We start from the raw sequence: 19,384 nt of genomic DNA on the forward strand, positions 1-19,384 counted from the left end.
TTGTGAATACGGCTGGTTGACGCGGTCGGGAGCGCCCCTCCCGGCCGCTTTTTTTGGGCCGGTGCGGCTCGGCGCGGACGGATTGTTTCGCCAAAAGTTGATCACGATCAATGTGAGGACCGAAAAATTCCCCTACATTATATTCGTGAATAGCCAATAACGGCTCGGAATGTAAGGAGGTATAGTGATGAAAATTTCCCGCAGAGGATTTCTGGGGACGGTGGGGCTCGCGGGGGCGGCCTCGACCATGCCCGGGAACGCGCAGGCGTGGCAATCCAAGGCCCCGCCCGATCCCTACGGCTGCCTGGTGGACCTGACCCGGTGCATGGGGTGCCGCAAGTGCGAACAGGCGTGCAAGGAGGTCAACAACCTGCCCGAACCCGCCGTGAAGTTCGATGACCTGACCATCCTGGACGCCAAGCGGCGGCCGGACCAGAACGCGTTCACGGTCATCAACCGGTACTACCCCGGCCGCATCGACGAGCGCGACAAGCTGGTGCCCACCTACGTCAAGGTCCAGTGCATGCACTGCCAGGACCCGGCCTGCGTCTCGGCCTGCATCACCGGGGCGTTGACCAAGAAGGAAAACGGGGCCGTGCACTACGACGTGAACAAGTGCATCGGCTGCCGCTACTGTATGGCCGCGTGCCCGTTCGAGATCCCGGCCTACGAGTACGACCGGCCCATTTGGCCCAGGGTGCGCAAGTGCACCTTCTGTTTCGAGCGCATCTCCAAGGAAGGGGGCAGGCCCGGCTGCGCCTCCATCTGTCCGGTGGAGGCCATAACCTTCGGCAAGCGCTCGGAGCTGCTGCGCCTGGCGAAAAACCGCATCGAGGGCGATCCCGGCAAGTACGTGGACCACATCTACGGCGAACACGAGGTGGGCGGCACGAGCTGGCTGTACATCTCGGGCGTGGATTTCAAGAAGGTCGGCTTCCAGGAGCTGCCCGCCCGGCCCATGCCGCAGACCACGGAGACCATACAGAGCGCGCTGTTCAGCTATCTGTGGTCGCCCCTGGCCCTGTTCGGGGTCCTGGGCGCGGTCATGGGCGTGACCTCGCGCAACCGCGACGCCGAAAGCCCGAACAAGGAGGACGGCCATGACGCATAAGCCGCAACCCGTTGACCGGCCGTTCTGGACGCCGGGCGTGCTGGCCATGCTGGCCCTGATGATCGCGGCCGGAGCGACCCTCATCGTCCGCTATACCTACGGGCTGGCGGCCGTGACCAACCTGAGCAACCATTACCCCTGGGGCATCTGGATCGGCCTGGACGTGGCCTCGGGCGTGGCCCTGGCCGCGGGCGGGTTCACCACCGCCTTCCTGGCCCACATCCTGGGCCGCCACTACTACGAGGCCGTGACCCGGCCCGCGCTGCTGACCGCCGCGCTGGGCTATACCTTCGTGGCCCTGGCCGTGTTCTTCGACATCGGCCGTTCCTGGGCCATCTGGAAGCCGGTCATATACCAGAACCACACCTCGGCCCTGTTCGAGGTGGCCATGTGCGTCATGGCTTACGTGACCGTGCTGTGGATCGAGTTCATCCCGGTCCTGGCCGAACGGCTGGGCGAGAGGATCAGGCTGCTGGCGTTCCTGGACCGCATCCTGGACAAGACCATGTGGGTCTTCATAATCCTCGGGGTGGTGTTGTCGTGCATGCACCAGTCGAGCCTGGGCACCCTGATGGTCATCGCGCCGACCAAGACGTCGCCGCTGTGGGCCACGCCGCTCCAGCCGCTGCTGTTCCTGACCTCGGCCTTTGCCGTGGGCTATCCCATGGTCATCGTGGAGACGACCATCGCCACCTCCTCGCTCCGGCTTGAGTCGGAGATGAACGTGCTCACGCCGTTGTCGCGGATCACCATCCTGCTGCTCGGCGTGTACATGGCCCTCAAACTCGGCGATCTGGTCTCGCGCGGGGCGTACGCGACGCTGCTGGACGGTTCGGCCCAGAGCAATTCCTTCCTGGTGGAGGTGGGGCTCGGCGTGGTCCTGCCGTGGATCATGCTCCTGTTCCCGGCGGTGCGCCGTTCGCGCCGACTGCTGTTCATGGCGGCGTTGTTGATCGTTTCGGGCGTGATGCTCAACCGGTTCAACGTGTTCGTGGTTTCGTTCAAGGCTCCGTACGCGAACCATCCATACTACCCGGCCATCGGCGAGATTCTCGTCACCGCCGGGGCCGTGGCCACGATCTTCTTCCTTTACCGGTTGATCGTGACCTGGTTCCCGGTGCTCTCCGCCCAACGACAGGAGGTGTCCCGATGATGAGTAAGCAAAGCTGGCTGTTCGCGGCAATCGCCCTGGCCGTGCTTTTGGGTCTCGCCGTGTGCGGCTCTGCCGCGCTCGCGCCATCCGCGGACGCCGGGACCGGGCCTGTCGAGAAGTCCCGCAAGGACCGGATGCCAAGGCCGGACGGGTGGACGCCCGCCGATCAGGTCAAGGCCGAGGAGGAGGCGAGAAAGGAGCATCCGTTCGTCAAGCACGTGCTCATGGAGGACCTGCCCCTGCGCCAGCAGCGTCTGCGCGGGCTCGGCCTGGGGCTCAAGGACGTCAAGCGCAGCTACATGCTCCTGGACAGCCCCTATGTGGACACCTACGCGCGCAAGTACGAACCCGTGCGCTTCATGCACGCCAAGCACGCGGCCGCCCTGGACGGCGACTGCGCGGCCTGCCACCACCTGCGCCCGGCGGACGCGAGCCAGCCCGAGACCGTGGCCTGCCGCGCCTGCCATCAGGACAACCGCCAGGAAGAGGGCAGGGAGCGCATCGGGCTCAAGGCCGCCTACCACATGCAGTGCATGAACTGTCACGAGAAGATGAAGAAGGGGCCGGTCAGCTGCGTGGGCTGCCACGCCAAGCGCCCGACGGACCACCGGGAACTGGTCATGCTCCCGGAGAACCCCACGCCCCAGCAGGTCACGAAGGAGTGTCTGCGCTGCCACGAGCAGGCGGGCGAGGACATGCTGACCACGGCCCACTGGCTGTGGCGCGGCCCGTCGCCGTACACGGTGGAGCACCGTAAAAGCGTCATGTCCGGCAAGGGTACGACGACCCTGAACAACTTCTGCCTGTCGGTCCTCAGCAACGAGAAGCGCTGCACCTCCTGCCACGCCGGATACGGCTGGAAGGACGACACCTTCGACTTCTCCAACCAGGAGAACATGGACTGCCTGGTCTGCCACGACACCACGGGCAGCTACAAGAAGGCCCCGCCCGCGGCGGGCATGCCCGACCCCAAGGTGGACATGGTCTACGTGGCCCGGAACGTCGGCCCGAGCAGCCGCAAGACCTGCGGCGTCTGCCACTTCAGCGGCGGCGGGGGCGATGCGGTCAAGCACGCGGACATGTCGGCCCAGCTCTTCTGGCCGGACCGCAACTGCGACGTGCACATGGGCGGCTACGACTTCCAGTGCGTGGAGTGCCATCAGACCCGCAACCACAAGATATCGGGCCGGTCCACTTCCGTGCCCGTGTCCGAGGGAACCCGGTCGTGCGAGGACTGCCACACGTCCCGGCCGCACTATGGCGACAGCCTGCTGGACCACCACCTGAACAAGCACTGCGAGACCGTGGCCTGCAACACCTGCCATTCGCCCATCTACTCCAAGTGCGCGGCGACCAAGACCTGGTGGGACTGGTCCACTGCGGGCGACAAGCAGCGCGAGGTGCGCAAGGACAAGTACGGCAAGCCGGACTACTCCTGGATGAAGGGCGACTTCCGCTGGAAGGAGGCGGCCAAGCCGGTCTATGTCTGGTTCAACGGGTACATGGAGCGCCGCCTGCTGGGCGATCCGATTGAACCGGCGGCCAGGGGATTCCGGCCCGGCGAACACCCGACCCCGGCGCAGAAGGCCGACATGGTGGTCACGGACATCACCCGGCCCGTGGGTTCGCTCGCGGACCCGCGCTCCAAGATCACGCCGTTCAAGATCATGTCCGGCATTCAGCCTGCGGACGCGGTAAACCGGTACCTGCTGGTGCCGCACCTCTTCCCCTATGACAAGGAGGACAAGGCCGCCTTCTGGAAGGGCACCGACTGGCAGGCCGCGTTCAAGGAGGGCATGGCCAAGGCCGACCTGCCCTACAGCGGCGAGTACATGTGGGTGTCCACCAACATGTATTGGCGGATCGAGCACGAGGTCATGCCCAAGGAGCACGCTCTGTCCTGCGTCCAGTGCCATGACAGTCTCAAGGGCGACAAGACCTGCGACCGGTGCCACCAGGACACCCGGGACGCCAGGTTCCGCGAGCTGACGGAAAAGGGCGCGGACTTCGAACTGCTCCGGATGATGGGCCGCGACGTGGGCGAACTGATCGGCAAGTCGGACTACATCGACTTCAAAAAGCTCGGCTACAAGGGCGATCCGATCCTCTACGGTGGCCGCTTCACCAAGCTGCCGCTGGGCCAGGGACCGGCCGCGAAGTAATCGGCGTCAACGTAAACAAAAAGGCCCGGAGTCGCATGACTCCGGGCCTTTTCGCGCTCGGGCCGGGCGGTCTACGGGGCCACGTCCAGGTCCAGTTCGGCCTCGATGAGCGGCTTGGCGCTGACCCCGCCGCAGCTCCCCTTGCTGATCTGGTTGAGCAGGATGAGCACGCGGTATCGGCCTGGCTCGGCAAAGGTCATGACCGTCTCGGGATAGCCGGGCCGGACCTCGGGCTTGGCCCCCTCGGGGCGGACCGGGAACTCCACGTTGATGGCCGCGTAGGCCCCGGCCGGGAGTTCGTATCCCTTGAGGTCGAAGACCGCCCTGACCGGCTGCCCGGCCTTGAGCGGCCCGGCCAGGCGGACCTCGCCGCCGGGCACGGCCGAAGTGGTCCGGTCCGCGAGGGCGGGGACGGACAGGAGCGCGGCCCAGGCAAGGGCCAGGACGGCGCAGACCGTGAACAGGGCGGACAGGGGGCGTCGGTTTCTCATGGCTTGATCATACGCCCGGTCCGGTATATTGCAAGGCATGGGTATCCACTGGGTATATACACGGGAGGGGAGATGAAGAACCGGTCCGGCGAACAGCGGCACCACTGGGACCTGCTCCTAGACATGGCCCGGGAGGAGGACTATTTCCTCGCGCGCTGGTCCGTGCGCATGGAGCAGGCGGGCTACCTGGAGCACACCACGGCCAAGCGGGCCGACTGCCTTCAGGCGCTCGACGATTTCCTCGCGCCCATGCGGCTGCACCGGGACATGGGGCTGCCCAACCCGGATTTCCCCTGGCTCCTCCGCCACGAGGGCGAGTGGGGCAAGCCCCAGATCGAGTCCGCCCGGCGTCACCGCATGCGCGGCATCACCGCCGACATGTATCTCGGCTGTTTCAAGACCTTCATCCACAGCTTGGTGGACGTGCTCGAGAAGATGGAGGGCTCGTTCGAGAGCAAGGTCCTGGCGCGGCGTCACGTCAAGCTCTACGGCGACGCCCTGGAGGTCCTGTTCGTGCGCGACTGGACGCGCATCCTGCCGGACCTGGCCGCCCGGAAGCTCGATGAGGCCAACCGTCTGCTGACGCTGGAGAAGTGCCGCTACGAGAACATCCTGGACGCCTCGTCCGAACTCATCCTGGTGGTCGACGGCGACGGCCGGGTGATCCAGGCCAACCGGGCGGTCCTGGCCGTGCTGGACCGGGCGGACGTCATTGGCGCGCCGGTCTGGGACGTTTTATCCGTGGAGGGGCAGTCCGTGGAGGACCTGCTCAAGTACTACCCGGCGGGCATGTCCTGCGAACTGAGCCCCTTTGACGAGGCCGTGGTCTACCGCATGCAGATCAATTCCATCGGCAGCGTGTCCATGGCCAGCGACGAGTACATGATCATGCTGACCAACATCACGGCCCAGGCCGTGCAGCGCGAGACCCTGGAGCGGGTGGTCTCCGAGCGGACCGAGGCCCTGCGCCTGGAAAAGGAGCAGCTCGAGGAGATGAACATCACCCTGCGCAACGTGCTCCAGTCCATCGACCGCGAGCGGGAGCAGCTGCTCGGCGAGGTCACGGCCAAGGTCAACAATTTGGTCCTGCCCGCCCTGGAACGGATCGAGAACGAGGACGACGCGGCCATCCGCCGGGGCTACCTGACCGTGGCCAAGGACCAGCTGGCCCGGCTTGCGCCCGGCAGCGGCGGCTCGGACCCCCTGCTGCTCAAGCTGACCCACATGGAAACCCGCGTGGCCCAGTTCATCCAGGCCGGGCATCCGTCCAAGGAGATCGCGGAATCCTTGAACATCTCGGTGGAAACGGTCCAGACCCACCGCAAGAACATCCGGCGTAAGCTCGGCCTGCACGGCAAGAGCGTCAGCCTGTACGCCCACCTCAAGACCCTGGGGCTGACCGCCTGATCCGGCCACAGAATGGGTAGCCGTGCCTACCCATTCTATCCCCACTTTCCCGTCTGTTGCCCTCCGGCGAGATTATCATACTGATTATTCGTGGATGCAGTATGTTTTATATGGAGGGAAATAATGACGGACCATGCACACATCCGTAACGGGGCCCGGGCCCTTCGGGATTTCTTCGCGTCCAGGGACGCCGAAGACCTGAAGCGCGCCTCGGCCGCCGTTTCCGAACACTTTCATCTGACCGTGGCGGACGGCACCGACTGGACCGGCGCGGAGTACGACTTCAATCGGCTCTTTGTCGGGCCCATGGCCGTTTTGGCCCCGCCCTACGCCTCGGCCTACCAGACCGAACCGGCGCTCATGGGCGAGCCGACCCTGGCCGTGCGCGACGCCTACCGCGCCCTGGGGCTGATGGTCCCGGACCAGGGGCGGACCCCGGACGACCATCTGGCCTTTGAACTGGACCTGGCGGCGGCAATGCCTGGGCCGGACGAGGAAGGGAACGGCGACCGCGACGGCCTGATGTGCGCGGTCCGGAACTGGCTTCTCAGCGAACACCTGCCCGGCTGGGTCCCGGCCTTCATTAAGGCCGTCAGGGCGCAGCCGGACGTGAGCGCGCCGGTGCGCATGGCCGTGGACGCGCTCGACAACTGGATCGAAACCGTCCGGCCCGCGGCAAGGGCCGGAGAGGCATAGGGGAAATCTTTCAACGTGATCTGGAGGAGGATCATATGACAGCGAAAAAATGTATGTTCAGCAGACGGCGCTTCCTGCAAGGAACCGCCGCAGCGGGCGCGGCGGCTCTGTTGCCGTGCTCCCTGCTGGTGCCGGGCAAGGCCGAGGCGGCCGCGTTCCGCGAAGGCGACTACCAGACCTTCCGCAACGCCTGCCCCCGCAACTGCTACGACACCTGCAGCATCAAGACCTATGTCCAGGACGGGGTCGTCAAGTTCATCGAGGGTGCGTCCGAATCCACCTTCACGAACGGCGGTCTGTGCGTGAAGGGCTACGCCTACACCAGACGCCCCTACAGCCCGGACCGGGTCAAGTACCCCATGGTCCAGGACGGACGCCGCTCCGGCAAGTGGCGGCGGGTCTCCTGGGACGAGGCCCTGGACATGATCGCGAAGAAGATGCTCAAGCTCAAGGAGGAGGACGGCAGCCTGCTCGGCCTGGGCATGACCAAGTATTCCGGCAACTTCGGCATTACCAATTACGGTGTGGAAGGGATGATGTCCTCGCTCGGCTACACCACCCGCTTCGTCGGCACCCCGTGCTGGCCGGCCGGCATCGACGCCCAGAACTACGACATGGGCAACATGTGGTGCAACGACCCCGAGGACATGGTCAAGGCCAAGTACGTCATCGTCTGGGGCGCGAACCCGGCCTGGTGTTCGGTCCACTCCATGAAGTACATCATGGAGGCCAAACGGCGCGGGGCCAAGGTCGTGGTCGTGGACCCGGTCTTCACCCAGACCGCGGCCAAGGGCGACGTCTACTGGCAGCCCAAGACCGCCTCGGACGGGGCGCTGGCCCTGGGCATGGCCCGGCACATCCTGGACAAGGGGCTGGTGGACCAGGACTTCGTCCACACCCACGGCCTCGGGTTCGACGAGTTCGCCGACTACCTGCGCAGCAACGTGACCGTGGAGTGGGCCGCCGAGCAGTCCGGCATACCGGCCAGGGACATCATGGAAGTGGCCGAGGAGTTCGCCACCGCCGACCCGGCGACCATCTGGATCGGCTACGGCATGCAGCGCCACACCAACGGCGGGGCGTCCGTGCGCTCCATCGACGCCCTGGTGGCCATGACCGGCAACGTGGGCAAGGAAGGCGGCGGCGCGCGCTACGGCCACCTCCAGACCTGGGGCTTCAACTACCACGCCCTGATCCAGAAGCAGCCCGAGGGCTCCAAGGGATTCATGGGCGGCGCGGCCAAGGGCGAGTTCGACTTCACCAGCGGCTCGGGCGCGAGCTACACCGACCGCACGGTGAACATCAACAAGACCGCCCAGGCCATCCTGGACACCGCGGACCCGGCCATCCGCATGCTCTGGGTCTCCTGCAAGAACCCGTTCGGCCAGGACTTCGACCGGCCCAAGCTGGAGAAGGCCTTCGACAAGCTGGAGATGGTCGTCACCGTGGACCAGTTCTTCAACGAGACCGTGGCCAACTCCGACATCGTCCTGCCGGTGACCACCCTGTTCGAGGAATGGACGGTCAACGTCTCCTATTGGCACTACTGGCTGTCGGTCAACGAGCAGGCCATCAAGCCCATGTTCGAGACCAAGTCCAACATCGAGATCGCGGCGGCCCTGTCGAAAAAGATGAACGAGCTGTCCCCCGGCTCCTGTACCTTCCCCCAGGACATCGACACGAAGGAGTGGATGGCCAAGGAGTTCAACCAGGGCATCTACGACATGTTCGGCATCAGCGACTGGACCGACCTGCGCAACGGCCCGGTCAAGGCCAGGCTCAAGTCCTCGGCGGCGTGGAGCGACAAGAAGTTCGCCACCCCGTCCGGCAAGTACGAGTTCAAGTCCGCGCAGTGCGCGGACAACGGCCACAAGGCGTTGCCCGAGTTCAAGGCCGGGCGCGAAAGCTACGACGAATTCCGCCTGCTCACTCCGCATACCAAGTTCGGGCTCCACTCCCAGTTCGTCAACCTGGACTGGATGCACGAGTACAACAAGGAGCCGTACGTCTACATGCACCCCAAGGCGGCCGCCGAGAAGGGCATCGGTGACCTGGACATGGTCCGCGTGTTCAACAAGGTGGGCGAGCAGAAGGCCCGGGTCAAGCTGACCGAAAACGTGGCCGTGGACTGCCTGCTCATGTACGAGGCGTGGTTCGGACGGGGCAACGACTACAACGTCCAGAACCTGGTGGACGACGAGTCCGCCGACATGGGCGCGTTCAAGGCCGGAGCCCCGGGCGTGGCCATCCACGACCAATTCGCCAACGTCGAGCGGGCCTAGGAGGACAGTGATGAAAAAGCAATACGCGTTTCTGGTCGATACCGAGCGGTGCATAGGCTGCTTCACCTGCGCCATGGCCTGCCGCAATTACTACCATCAGGTGGAGGGCGTGGTCTGGCGGCAGGTCCATCCGCTGAGCGAGGAGATTTACCCCCATCGCGAGCGGGCCTTCCTGTCGCTCTCCTGCAACCACTGCGAGAACCCGGCCTGCCTGAACGTCTGCCCGGTGGAGGCGTACACCAAGCGGGAGGAGGACGGCGTGGTCGTCCACCATCAGGAGAAGTGCATCGGCTGCGGCAACTGCATCCGCTCCTGCCCCTACGGCGCGCCCAAGTACAACCCGGTGGAGAAGCGGGCCGAAAAGTGCAGCCTGTGTCATGAACGGCTGGACGCGGGGCTCGACCCCGCCTGCGTGCAGGCCTGTCCCACGGACGCCCTGCGGCTGGTCGACCTGGCCGAGTTCGAGCGGACCAACGAGGTCCAGTACCCGGCGGGCTACCCCCGGATGGAGGGGCTCAATCCGTCCACCCGGTTCATCCTGCCCAAAACCCCGAAGATGGTCAGGAGGTAGTCATGCAGTCCATGGAACTCCCGCTTGTTTTGTTTACCGTATTCTCCCAGGCGGCCATCGGCCTGACCCTGATGCGCGTGGTGCGCACCACGGCCGACGGGGCCGGGGACGGCGGCGACGCCCGCCGCGAATGGCTGCTCATCGCCGGGCTGATGGTCGTCGGCATGCTCGGCTCCCTGTTCCACCTGGGCCACCCCCTGTCCGCGCCCACGGCGCTCAAGCACCTGGGCACGGCCTGGCTCAGCCGCGAGGTCCTGTTCGCCGGGCTGTTCACCGGCGTGACCGTGCTGGCCGTGCTGCTGGCCGGGATCACGGGCAGGCCCTGGCTGGCCTGGCTCGGCACGCTGCTCGGCCTGGGCGTGATCGTGTCCGCGGGCATGACCTACGCGCCCCCGGCGCTGCCCGCCCTGAACAACGCCCTGCCGTTCGCCTTCTTCCTGACCTCGGCCGTGATCCTCGGCGCGGGGTTCGGCAGCTGGTTCGCCGCTGAAGAGCGCGCGCCGCTCATGGCCCGCATCTTCACCACGGCCCTGGTGGTCGGCCTGGTCCTGAACCTGGCCGCTCCGTGCGTCTGGCTGTCCGGCGGCACGGTCATGCGCATGACCGGCCAGGCGTGGCTCGGCTCGGGCTTTTACTGGGCGCACGTGGCCGTCCTGGCCGGATGCCTCGGCGTGGTCTGGAAGTCGCGGACCGTCCCGGCCTGGCTGCCGGTGCTCGCCCTGCTGGGTGAGCTGGCCGGACGCGCCGGGTTCTTCGCCGACACCATCCACGCGGCCGCGAACATGGGCGGATTGTATTAGCCACCTCCATACAAGGCGGGATTTTCCCTATCCCGCCCGTCACCCCGGGCCGGACGTCTCCTCCTAGCCGTCCGGCATGGAAAAGCCCCGCAGCGAGCCATCGCTGCGGGGCGTCTGTTTACATGGGGCGGCCGGGGATCATGCCTGGATGTCGTAGCGCTCCATCTTGGCGTACAGGGTGTTGCGCCCGATGCCGAGCGCCTTGGCCGTCTTGCTGATGTTGCCCTCGTGGAAGTCCAGGGCCTCGCGGATGGCGTTGGCCTCGCGTTGCTTGAGCAGAAACCCCTTGTCGCGGCAAAGGTCCGCCGGGCCCACGGCCCGGCCCCTGGTCCGTTCCACGAGATAGTGGGGCAAGTGCTCGGGCAGCAGAAGGTCGCCGGACAGGTTGTTGGCCGCGTATTCCAGGCAGTTGATCAGCTCGCGGACGTTGCCCGGCCATTCGTGGGCCGCGAGCATCTCCCGGGTCTCCGCACCGATCTCCGGGCAGTCGATGCCGAAGGAGGCGCACAGCCGTTTGAGGTGGTATTCGGCCAGCAGCAGCACGTCGCCGCCGCGCTCCCGCAGCGGCGGGATGGCGATGGTGACCACGTTCAGGCGGTAGAAGAGGTCCTCGCGGAACAGCCCCTGGTCCACCAGCTCGCGCAGGTTCTTGTTGGTGGCCGCCAGGATCTTCACATCCACGGGCAGGGGGCTGGTGCCGCCCACCGGGACCACGGCCCGCTCCTCCAGCGCCCTGAGCAGGTTGACCTGCTGGGACAGGGGCATCTCGGAGATTTCGTCCAGGAAAAGCACGCCCTTGTCCGCCTTCTGGAACTTGCCCACCCGGCCTCGTTTGACCGCGCCGGTGAAGGCCCCCTCGCGGTAGCCGAACAGCTCGCTCTGGACCAGCTCCTCGGAAAACGCGCCGCAGTTGACGGCCACGAACGGGTGCTTGGCCCTGGGCCCGGCCTGGTGGATGCCCCGGGCGAAGAGCTCCTTGCCCGTGCCGGACTCGCCGGTCAGGAGGATGGTGGACGGGGTCCGGGCGGCGTTGCCCGCCTGGCGGATGACCTGGCGCATGGACTGGCTGCCGTGGAGCACGTGCTCGAACCCTTTGACCTCGGCCGGTTCCGCCTGGGGGCGGTTTGCCGGGCGCGGCCCGGCCGCGAACTGGCGCGAGTGCTGGGTTTCGCTGACCGTGACGATGGTGTCGAGCCAAGCGCCGCTGGCGCTGAAGGTCGGCATGACCCGGATGTACAGGTTCGGGTTGACCAGGCACTTGACGATGACCGGCTCGCACAGGGAGGCGCTCTTGGCCTGGGCCAGGTACGGGCCCAGATCGAAGAGCTCCTCGGCCTTGCGCCCGCGCAGGGCGTCCCCGGATTTGCTGAGCAGCAGCTCGGCGGTGTTGTTGGCGCTGGTTATCCGGCCCGACTTGTTCAGGAACAGCACGCCGGTCATGACCGAGTTGAACATGGACGAGAACAGGGAGGCCATCTGGCCTTCGAGCTCGGAGCAGTAGAGTCGGCTCAGGTTCCGCTCTAGGGCGCGGGCCGCGTGCAGGACCAGGTCCATGGTCCCGGAGTGGTCCGACCAGGTGGGCCCGGAGATGTCGAAGCAGCCCCAGACGTTGCCGCGCGGGTCCAGGATGGGCGCGGCGGTGCAGTTCCAGCTGTGGTGGGACTCGCAGAAATGTTCCGAGGCGAAGACCTGCATGGGGCGGCCCGTGGCCAGGGCGGTGCCGATGGCGTTGGTGCCCACGCAGGCCTCGGACCAGTTGGCCCCGGGGCCGAAGTTCAGCCGGTCCGCCTCGTGCAGGACGTCCAGGTCGCCGCAGGTGCGGGCCACGCGGGCGTCGGCGTTGGCGATGGTGATCAGCAGCCCCTTGCCCTTGATGGCCTCGTAGGCCGTGGATTCGATCTCGCCGCAGATCTTTTCCAGGGTGGCGGTGAACTGCTCCAGCTGATTCATGGGCAGGAAATCCCAGCAGCTGCGCGGGGCCGGGTCCACGGCCATGTCCTTGCAGCGTTGCCAGGAGGCCAGCAGGGCCGGGTCCACGTTATCGTTCTGCAGCCGCTTGCCCTCAACGAACTGCTTCCAGTTCGAATAGTCCACCTGGGCGTCGCGCTGACTGCGGGAATATGACACGGGGAGCGCCGCGTGCGCCTCGGGCGCGTGCGGATCCCTGCGTATTTCAAAACCATTTCCATCTCTGAGGAGCAGGTGCATGCCTTACCTCCGGATTGACACAAGAAACTATTTAAGACCGCATCGTTTTTGTCCTCCAAGGGTATGAAAGTGTCAAGTGTTCCATTTCCGAACGGCTCCTGCGTAACGAAATGCGGAATATCCATTTGATATCAGTGTGATGCGCCGTATCGGGCAAAATACGGGAAAACCGTTGCCAGTTGTTCGCGCACCGAACACTCGGCCCGTATATATAGTATAATATCAATATATCATACTGAAATAATTACAATATAGCTCTTGGCACCGCCGTTGCAATCCCCCTCCTGAACGTACGCAAAAAAACCAGGAGGACTTGGTTATGGCTCATGATGTGATTATGCCCAAGTGGGGCCTGACCATGAAGGAAGGTAAGGTCGCACGCTGGCTCAAGGGCGAAGGGGATCCGGTGGAAGCCGGGGAGCCTCTGTTCGAAGTCGAGACCGACAAGATCACCAACTCGGTCGAGGCGCCCGCCAGCGGCGTCCTGGCCAAAATCATCGTCCCCGAGGGGGACATGGCTCCGATCAAGGCCGTATTGGCCATCATCGCCGCACCGGGCGAGGCCGTGGATTCGTCGGCCCCGGCGGGCGCGGCCCAACCCGCCGCCCAGCCCGCGGCCGAGGGTGCTTCCGCGGCTGCCGAGGCCCCGGCCGCAGCCGCTCCCGCCGGAGACGGCTCGTTCGTCCCGGCCATGCCCGCCGCGCGCAAGCTGGCCAGGGAGCTGGGCGTGGACCTCGCCACGGTGACCGGCACCGGCAAGGGCGGGGCCATCACCAGAAAGGACGTCCAGGCCACGGCCGATTCCGCGTTCGCCGGGATCAACGCCAGCCCCAAGGCCATCGAGTTCGCCCGCAAGCAGGGCGTGGACCTGAGCGCGGTCACGGGCACGGGCGAGGACGGCAGGATCACCAAGGCGGACATCCTGCGGGCCATGAACCCGGCGGCCGACCAGCCCGCCGCCGCGCCCGGAGCCGCCAAGGACACCATCGTGCCCATGGACGGCGTGCGCAAGCTCATCGCGGACAACATGCACGCCAGCCTGCAGGGCGCGGCCCAGCTGACCGTGTTCGTGGAGCTGGACGTCACCGGTATGGTCGAACTGCGCGCGCAGCTGCTCGAGCGCAACAAGCGCGACAAGGAGTACCGGCTGTCCTACAACGACATCATCTCCTACGCCGTGTGCCGCGCCCTGAAGCGGCACCCGATCATGAACTCGACCCTGCAGGAGGACGGCATCCACCTGCACGAGCACGTCAACCTCGGCATCGCCGTGTCCATCGACAACGGGCTCATCGTGCCCAACGTCAAGGAGGCCGACACCTACGGCCTGGAGGCCCTCAAGGCCCAGGTCCGCGACGTGGCCAGCAGGGCGCGCAAGGGCGGCCTGAACATGGACGAAATCAGCGGCGGTACCTTCACCATCAGCAACGTCAGCATGCTCGGCGTGGACGGTTTCACGCCGATCCTCAACCCGCCCGAGACCGGCATCCTGGGCGTCGGCCGGGTCATCGAGAAACCCGCCGTGCACAAGGGCGAGATCGCCATCCGGCAGATGATGACCCTGTCCCTGACCTTCAACCACATGACCACGGACGGCGCTCCGGCCATGGCCTTCCTGCGCGAGTTGGGAGACATGCTGGAGAACCCGGGCATGATGATCGTCTAGGGGGCATCCATGGCGTTGAAACGGTTTGCCATCGAACTCGGCTACGCCGCCGACCTGCACGGCGAGGACATGACCAAGGCCGCCGTGCGGGCGGTCCGCGACGCCGTGTCCCGCATATGCCTGTGCGGCATCGTGGAGATTTGCGGCCGTGACCAATTCCAGGGGGTGCACGTCCACGCGGACGTGGCCGTCCCGAACCCGGACGGCGTGGACCGCGACAAGGTCCTCGCCTGCATTCCCATCGGCGAGACCAGCCTGACCCTGACCTCCGGCGGCATGAGCGTGCCGGGGATCGAGGTCCCGTGCTTCGCCCCGGGGGTGAGCAACATCGTGGTGGCCTGCGCCGCGCTGACCGTGTCCATCGAGACGGACATGGGGGACGGGGCGGACGGATCGAAAAAACCGGCCTGCGGATGCGCCGCCAAGGCCATATAACTTACAGGAGAGAAAGCAATGGCTCTCAGCAAGAAGACATTGATTCACATGTATGAAACCATGAACAGGATTCGCCTGTTCGAGCAGAAACTGCAGGAATTCTTCGCCGCGGGCGAGATTCCGGGCTTCGTGCACCTCTATCTCGGTGAAGAAGCCGTGGCCACCGGTGCCTGTTCGGTCCTGACCGACGCCGACACCATCACCTCCACGCACCGGGGCCACGGCCATCTTCTGGCCAAGGGCGGCGACCTGAAGCTGATGATGGCCGAAATCTTCGGCCGCTCCACCGGCTACTGCAAGGGCAAGGGCGGGTCCATGCACATCGCGGACTTCGACCTCGGCATCCTCGGGGCCAACGGCATCGTGGGCGGCGGCGGCCCCCTGGCCGTGGGCGCGGCCCTGGCCTCCAAGTACAAGAAGACCAAGGACGTGACCATCTGCTTCTTCGGCGACGGCGCGTCCAACCAGGGCACCACCCAGGAGGCCCTGAACATGGCCTCCGCCTGGAAGCTGCCCCTGGTTTTCGTCAACGAGAACAACGGCTACGGCATCTCCTGCCCGCAGTGCAAGTCCATGGCCGTGGTCGACATCGCCGACCGCGCCGCCGCCTATGACATGCCCGGCGTGGTGGTCGACGGGAACGACGTGCTGGCCGTGCACGAGGCCGTGGCCGAGGCGGTCAAGCGCGCCCGCAAGGGCGAGGGCCCCTCGCTCATCGAGTGCAAGACCTACCGCTGGCGCGGCCACTTCGAGGGCGACGCCTGCACCTACCGCTGCACCGAGGAACTGGAGGAGTGGTTGGCCAAGGATCCGATCCCCCGCTTCGAGGCCAAGCTGATCGAGAGCAAGACCCTGACCAGGAAGGAAGCGGACAAGATCAAGGAGAGCATCGCCAAGGACATCGACGACGCCGTGGCCTTTGCCAAGGAAAGCCCGATGCCCGCGACCAGCGCGCTCATGGACGACGTCTACGCCTAAGCGGCGGTTCACCTGAATCATCATACATTCAACGGAGAGTAAAATGTCCGAAAAAACATATCTTCAGGCGCTCAATGAAGCATTGAAGCTGGAAATGGAGCGGGATGAGAACGTCTTCATCCTCGGCGAGGACGTGGGACAGTTCGGCGGCTGCTTCGGCGTGACCCAGGGGCTGTTCGATCAGTTCGGCGAGGAGCGGGTCATGGACACCCCGATCACCGAGAGCACCATCGTGGGCGCCGCCGCGGGCGCTGCCGCCGCGGGCCTGCGTCCCGTGGCCGAGCTGATGTTCGTGGACTTCATCGGCGTGGCCATGGACCAGCTGTTCAACCAGGCGGCCAAGATGCGCTTCATGTTCGGCGGCAAGGCCACGGTGCCCATGACCCTGCGCATGCCCCAGGGCGCGGGCATCGGCGCGGCGGCCCAGCACTCCCAGTCCCTGGAGTCCTGGTTCATGAACATCCCGGGCCTCAAGGTGGTCATCCCGTCCACCCCGCGCGACGCCAAGGGGCTGCTGATCAGCGCCATCCGCGACGAGAACCCGGTGGTCTTCCTGGAGCACAAGCTGCTCTACGGCGTGTCCGGCGAGGTTCCGGACGAGAGCTACGCCATCGAGCTCGGCAAAGGCGAGGTCAAGCGCGAGGGCACGGATGTGACCATCGTGGCCACCTCCCTGATGGTCCACTCGGCCCTGGAAGCGGCCGAGCGCCTCAAGGCCGACGGCATCGAGGCCGAGGTCGTGGACCCGCGCTGCCTGCAACCGTTGGACAAGGACATCATCCTTGATTCCGTGAAGAAGACCAACGCCCTGGTGGTGGCCCACGAGGCCGTGCAGTTCTCCGGCCCCGGCGCGGAGATCGCGGCCATGGTCGCGGAAGAGGCGCTGGACTACCTGGATGCGCCCATCAAGCGCGTCGGCGCGCCGTTCTGCCCGGTGCCGTTCTCCCCGCCGCTGGAGCAGTTCTACATCCCCAACGCGGACAACATCGTCGAAGCGGTCAAGAGTATTCGCTAATCCCAGACCCTGGCGGGAGGACGGCTTTGGCCGTTCTCCCGCCGCATTGCATGAGGACGCCCCATTGAGCATCGCAGCCATACTGGCCAACCCCGCTTCCGGAAAGGATATCCGCCGCCTGGTGGCCCACGGGTCCGTGTTCGACAACCAGGAAAAGGTGCGCATGGTCCGGCGGCTCATCCTGGGCCTGGAAAAGGCCGGGGTGACCAAGATCCTGTACATGCCGGACGGCTACGCCATCGTGCCCAGGGCGCTCAACGCCATTTCCCCCTCCATCCCCGTGGAGCCGGTGGAGATGCCCATCCGCAACAACCAGACCGACACCACCGTCGCGGCGGGCATCATGGAAACCCTCGGCGCACAGTGCCTCGTCATCCTCGGCGGCGACGGCACCAGCCGTGCTGCCTGCAAAGGTTCGGTAGCCATCCCGGTCCTGCCGCTCTCCACGGGGACCAACAACGTCTTTCCGATCATGGGCGAGGCCACGGTCGCCGGGCTGGCCGCCGGGCTGGTGGCCAGCGGCCGCCTGCCGCGCGAGGCGTGCTGCTACCGGTCCTGCATGTTCGACATCCTGCTCGACCACGAGGTCGTGGACTTGGCCCTGGTGGACGCGGCGGTGTACGACGACGTCTTCCTGGGCTCCAAGGCAGTATGGCACATGGACAAGGTCCCCCAGCTGTTCATGACCCGGTGCAGCGCCGGTTCCATCGGGCTGTCGGCCATCGGCGGCCAGATGCGCTCCATCCGCCCGGAGGAGCCGCTGGGCCTGGCGCTCAGGCTGGGCGGCGGTTCGCCGGTGACGGTCTCGGCGGCCATCGCGCCGGGCATGTTCGCGGACGTGCCGATCTGCGGTATTTCGGACATGGCCCCCGGAGAAATCTTCAACATCGACACGAGTCCCGGCCTGATCGCTCTGGACGGCGAGCGCGAGGTGGAGATACCCTCCGGGTCCCGCGCCTCCATCCGCCTGAACACGGAAGGGCCGCTGGTCATCGACGTGGACAAGACCATGGCGCTGGCCAGGACCGAGGGGCTGTTTCGTCAACCGTCAAAATAGAGAGGAACCGTCATGAGTGATATTCTGAAAGCCGCATTCATCTTTGTCGCGCCCAACGCCGACCCGGCCAGCCACCGCAACTGGGTCAGGACCGAGGCGGTCGAGCTGCTGGCCGTGGCCGTGAAGGACTACGCCCAGGCCGAGACCGTGGCCAGGGAACTGGTGGAGAAGGACGGCATCAAGGCCATCGAGCTGTGCGGCGGATTCGGCGCGGCCGGTACGGCGCGCATCGCGGCCGCCGTCAACGTCCCGGTGGGCGTGGTCCGTTTCGACACCCACCCGGGCCTGGGCAACGCCAGCGGCGACACCCTGTTCGGCTAGCCGAAAGAAAAGAATCCCCCGCCGCGCCGCAGGCGCAAAAAAGGGATGGAAGGGTGCGAACCCTTCCCCGCCGGAGGCGAAATCACCCGACAACCGCCGCGAAGCGGCTTGCATCTTTTGGTTTTCCCCCTGGCAAAGGGCCGGGCCTAGCTTCCGGCGAGCACGTGCTCCTTGGTCACGAAGCAGGTGAACGTGCCGCTGAAGACCACGTCCTCTCCGCAGGAGACTTCCACCTGAACCAGGTGCTTGCGCTCCTGCGGGGTCTGGTCTTGCGCCTTGGCCACGAGCACGTCGCCCACGCGGGACGGCTTGAGGAAGCGGGTCTCGGCCGCGCCCAGGACCACGTTGGGGTGGTTCACGGAGAGCATGGCCGCGTAGTCGGCCAGGCCGAAGATGAAGCCGCCGTGGACCAGTCCGCTGGCGTCGGCGGCCATGTCGGCCGTGCAGGTCAGGCGCACGGCGCTTGAGCCCTGCGACAACTCGACCGGTTCCCCGCACAGGGACCGGTTTATGCTTTCATGGGTCTTGATTTCCATACATGCCTCGGAGAGGGGAGCGGAGCGCGTCCGCCGTTTGGGCCACGGCGGGACATCGGGACCCGGGAAGGTACGCATTGATCCCGGGCCCCGACACAAATCCGCCGGCCGTTTAATCGAAGAGGTCTTCCAGTTCGTCGAACACGTAGTGCATGTACATGACCTTGGGCGATCCGCCCATGGAGATGGCGAGCATGGCGGCCTGCATGATTTCTTCCTTGGTCGCGCCGTGGCTGGCCGCTCCCTGGATATGCAGGGAGATGCACATCTCGCACTGGGACATCATGGAACAGGCCACGTGGATCAGTTCCTGCGTCTTGTGGTCGATGGGTCCAAATTGGCTGATCTCCTTAGTGAAGGCAAGGTAATTGGGGAAGACGTTGCCCGCCCGCTGGGTCATTTTGGCCAAGGTCGTTGCTGCTTTTTCTGCTGCGTCCATGAGATTTTCTCCTGGGTTTTGAAGTTGCGATACCCCAATACAGCAAGGAGTGTGCC

Annotated in this window: 18 protein-coding genes; 14 read left to right on the plus strand and 4 right to left on the minus strand. The window is 65.7% G+C overall.

All coding sequences use genetic code 11. From position 1 onward, the window contains the following. Positions 1-187: 187 nt before the first annotated feature. The 3 genes from ACR42D_RS04325 to ACR42D_RS04335 are packed head-to-tail and all read left to right on the plus strand — an operon-like array spanning position 188 to position 4,426. Positions 188-1,111 carry a 4Fe-4S dicluster domain-containing protein gene (locus ACR42D_RS04325; protein WP_484565637.1) on the plus strand — a complete coding sequence of 308 codons (924 nt, stop codon included), beginning with the start codon at positions 188-190 and terminating at the stop codon, positions 1,109-1,111. After that, positions 1,101-2,264 (plus strand): NrfD/PsrC family molybdoenzyme membrane anchor subunit, encoded by a 1,164-nt coding sequence (nrfD, locus tag ACR42D_RS04330; protein ID WP_484565638.1) that lies wholly within the window; start codon positions 1,101-1,103, stop codon positions 2,262-2,264. The genes ACR42D_RS04325 and nrfD overlap by 11 nt, the downstream gene beginning before the upstream one ends. Beyond that, positions 2,264-4,426, plus strand: a complete 2,163-nt coding sequence (locus ACR42D_RS04335) for a tetrathionate reductase family octaheme c-type cytochrome (protein ID WP_484565639.1) — start codon at positions 2,264-2,266, stop codon at positions 4,424-4,426. Before nrfD ends, ACR42D_RS04335 begins: the two co-directional genes overlap by 1 nt. A gap of 71 nt (positions 4,427-4,497) precedes the next feature. Here ACR42D_RS04335 and ACR42D_RS04340 read toward each other — a convergent pair whose 3' ends face one another. After that, positions 4,498-4,917, minus strand: coding sequence for a hypothetical protein (locus ACR42D_RS04340; protein WP_484565640.1), 420 nt, complete (start codon positions 4,915-4,917; stop codon positions 4,498-4,500). A 72-nt stretch (positions 4,918-4,989) separates the two neighbouring features. Between ACR42D_RS04340 and ACR42D_RS04345 the strand changes: the two genes are divergently transcribed. From ACR42D_RS04345 to ACR42D_RS04365, 5 genes are all read left to right on the plus strand, one after another. Further along, positions 4,990-6,324, plus strand: coding sequence for a LuxR C-terminal-related transcriptional regulator (locus ACR42D_RS04345; protein WP_484565641.1), 1,335 nt, complete (start codon positions 4,990-4,992; stop codon positions 6,322-6,324). A gap of 123 nt (positions 6,325-6,447) precedes the next feature. Then, positions 6,448-7,020 (plus strand): TorD/DmsD family molecular chaperone, encoded by a 573-nt coding sequence (locus ACR42D_RS04350; protein ID WP_484565642.1) that lies wholly within the window; start codon positions 6,448-6,450, stop codon positions 7,018-7,020. 35 nt (positions 7,021-7,055) lie between these two features. After that, on the plus strand, positions 7,056-9,302 hold the full coding sequence (locus ACR42D_RS04355) for a molybdopterin-dependent oxidoreductase (RefSeq protein ID WP_484565643.1): 2,247 nt from the start codon (positions 7,056-7,058) through the stop codon (positions 9,300-9,302). Positions 9,303-9,312: 10 nt separating this feature from the next. Further along, positions 9,313-9,873: a 4Fe-4S dicluster domain-containing protein gene (locus ACR42D_RS04360; protein WP_484565644.1), complete on the plus strand. Its 561-nt coding sequence runs from the start codon at positions 9,313-9,315 to the stop codon at positions 9,871-9,873. Positions 9,874-9,875: 2 nt separating this feature from the next. Continuing rightward, positions 9,876-10,673: a dimethyl sulfoxide reductase anchor subunit family protein gene (locus ACR42D_RS04365; RefSeq protein ID WP_484565645.1), complete on the plus strand. Its 798-nt coding sequence runs from the start codon at positions 9,876-9,878 to the stop codon at positions 10,671-10,673. A 138-nt stretch (positions 10,674-10,811) separates the two neighbouring features. Here ACR42D_RS04365 and ACR42D_RS04370 read toward each other — a convergent pair whose 3' ends face one another. Continuing rightward, positions 10,812-12,881 (minus strand): sigma-54-dependent Fis family transcriptional regulator, encoded by a 2,070-nt coding sequence (locus tag ACR42D_RS04370; protein WP_484565646.1) that lies wholly within the window; start codon positions 12,879-12,881, stop codon positions 10,812-10,814. Between the two features lie 319 nt (positions 12,882-13,200). On the opposite strand from ACR42D_RS04370, the gene ACR42D_RS04375 reads away from it, so the two are divergent. From ACR42D_RS04375 to ACR42D_RS04400, 6 genes are all read left to right on the plus strand, one after another. Next, on the plus strand, positions 13,201-14,547 hold the full coding sequence (locus ACR42D_RS04375) for a dihydrolipoamide acetyltransferase family protein (protein ID WP_484565647.1): 1,347 nt from the start codon (positions 13,201-13,203) through the stop codon (positions 14,545-14,547). 9 nt (positions 14,548-14,556) lie between these two features. Next, complete coding sequence (locus ACR42D_RS04380; protein WP_484565648.1) at positions 14,557-14,982, plus strand: Lin0512 family protein; 426 nt, start codon at positions 14,557-14,559, stop codon at positions 14,980-14,982. A gap of 18 nt (positions 14,983-15,000) precedes the next feature. Next, positions 15,001-15,960, plus strand: coding sequence for a thiamine pyrophosphate-dependent dehydrogenase E1 component subunit alpha (locus tag ACR42D_RS04385; protein ID WP_484565649.1), 960 nt, complete (start codon positions 15,001-15,003; stop codon positions 15,958-15,960). Positions 15,961-16,003: 43 nt separating this feature from the next. Next, positions 16,004-16,975: an alpha-ketoacid dehydrogenase subunit beta gene (locus tag ACR42D_RS04390; RefSeq protein WP_484565650.1), complete on the plus strand. Its 972-nt coding sequence runs from the start codon at positions 16,004-16,006 to the stop codon at positions 16,973-16,975. Positions 16,976-17,039: 64 nt separating this feature from the next. Then, a complete protein-coding gene (locus ACR42D_RS04395) occupies positions 17,040-18,032 on the plus strand; it encodes an NAD(+)/NADH kinase (protein WP_484565651.1) in 993 nt (330 codons plus the stop codon). A 12-nt stretch (positions 18,033-18,044) separates the two neighbouring features. Then, positions 18,045-18,353 (plus strand): DUF6506 family protein, encoded by a 309-nt coding sequence (locus ACR42D_RS04400; RefSeq protein WP_484565652.1) that lies wholly within the window; start codon positions 18,045-18,047, stop codon positions 18,351-18,353. Between the two features lie 146 nt (positions 18,354-18,499). Here ACR42D_RS04400 and ACR42D_RS04405 read toward each other — a convergent pair whose 3' ends face one another. Further along, a complete protein-coding gene (locus tag ACR42D_RS04405; protein WP_484565653.1) occupies positions 18,500-18,889 on the minus strand; it encodes a hotdog domain-containing protein in 390 nt (129 codons plus the stop codon). 112 nt (positions 18,890-19,001) lie between these two features. Further along, positions 19,002-19,328: a carboxymuconolactone decarboxylase family protein gene (locus ACR42D_RS04410; protein ID WP_071546257.1), complete on the minus strand. Its 327-nt coding sequence runs from the start codon at positions 19,326-19,328 to the stop codon at positions 19,002-19,004. Positions 19,329-19,384 lie beyond the last annotated feature (56 nt).

It is taken from the genome of Pseudodesulfovibrio sp. lm2024 (assembly GCF_051175575.1).
Classification (GTDB): Bacteria; Desulfobacterota; Desulfovibrionia; order Desulfovibrionales; family Desulfovibrionaceae; genus Pseudodesulfovibrio; species Pseudodesulfovibrio caledoniensis.

Bases quoted from the DNA above. Each gene is read 5' to 3' on its own strand.
- ACR42D_RS04385 (WP_484565649.1), top strand. From the start codon at position 15,001: ATGGCTCTCAGCAAGAAGACATTGATTCACATGTATGAAACCATGAAC.
- ACR42D_RS04380 (WP_484565648.1), top strand. From the start codon at position 14,557: ATGGCGTTGAAACGGTTTGCCATCGAACTCGGCTACGCCGCCGACCTG.
- ACR42D_RS04375 (WP_484565647.1), top strand. From the start codon at position 13,201: ATGGCTCATGATGTGATTATGCCCAAGTGGGGCCTGACCATGAAGGAA.
- ACR42D_RS04405 (WP_484565653.1), bottom strand. From the start codon at position 18,889: ATGGAAATCAAGACCCATGAAAGCATAAACCGGTCCCTGTGCGGGGAA.
- ACR42D_RS04400 (WP_484565652.1), top strand. From the start codon at position 18,045: ATGAGTGATATTCTGAAAGCCGCATTCATCTTTGTCGCGCCCAACGCC.
- ACR42D_RS04365 (WP_484565645.1), top strand. From the start codon at position 9,876: ATGCAGTCCATGGAACTCCCGCTTGTTTTGTTTACCGTATTCTCCCAG.
- ACR42D_RS04410 (WP_071546257.1), bottom strand. From the start codon at position 19,328: ATGGACGCAGCAGAAAAAGCAGCAACGACCTTGGCCAAAATGACCCAG.
- ACR42D_RS04350 (WP_484565642.1), top strand. From the start codon at position 6,448: ATGACGGACCATGCACACATCCGTAACGGGGCCCGGGCCCTTCGGGAT.
- ACR42D_RS04325 (WP_484565637.1), top strand. From the start codon at position 188: ATGAAAATTTCCCGCAGAGGATTTCTGGGGACGGTGGGGCTCGCGGGG.
- ACR42D_RS04390 (WP_484565650.1), top strand. From the start codon at position 16,004: ATGTCCGAAAAAACATATCTTCAGGCGCTCAATGAAGCATTGAAGCTG.
- ACR42D_RS04355 (WP_484565643.1), top strand. From the start codon at position 7,056: ATGACAGCGAAAAAATGTATGTTCAGCAGACGGCGCTTCCTGCAAGGA.
- nrfD (WP_484565638.1), top strand. From the start codon at position 1,101: ATGACGCATAAGCCGCAACCCGTTGACCGGCCGTTCTGGACGCCGGGC.
- ACR42D_RS04360 (WP_484565644.1), top strand. From the start codon at position 9,313: ATGAAAAAGCAATACGCGTTTCTGGTCGATACCGAGCGGTGCATAGGC.
- ACR42D_RS04370 (WP_484565646.1), bottom strand. From the start codon at position 12,881: ATGCACCTGCTCCTCAGAGATGGAAATGGTTTTGAAATACGCAGGGAT.
- ACR42D_RS04345 (WP_484565641.1), top strand. From the start codon at position 4,990: ATGAAGAACCGGTCCGGCGAACAGCGGCACCACTGGGACCTGCTCCTA.
- ACR42D_RS04340 (WP_484565640.1), bottom strand. From the start codon at position 4,917: ATGAGAAACCGACGCCCCCTGTCCGCCCTGTTCACGGTCTGCGCCGTC.
- ACR42D_RS04335 (WP_484565639.1), top strand. From the start codon at position 2,264: ATGAGTAAGCAAAGCTGGCTGTTCGCGGCAATCGCCCTGGCCGTGCTT.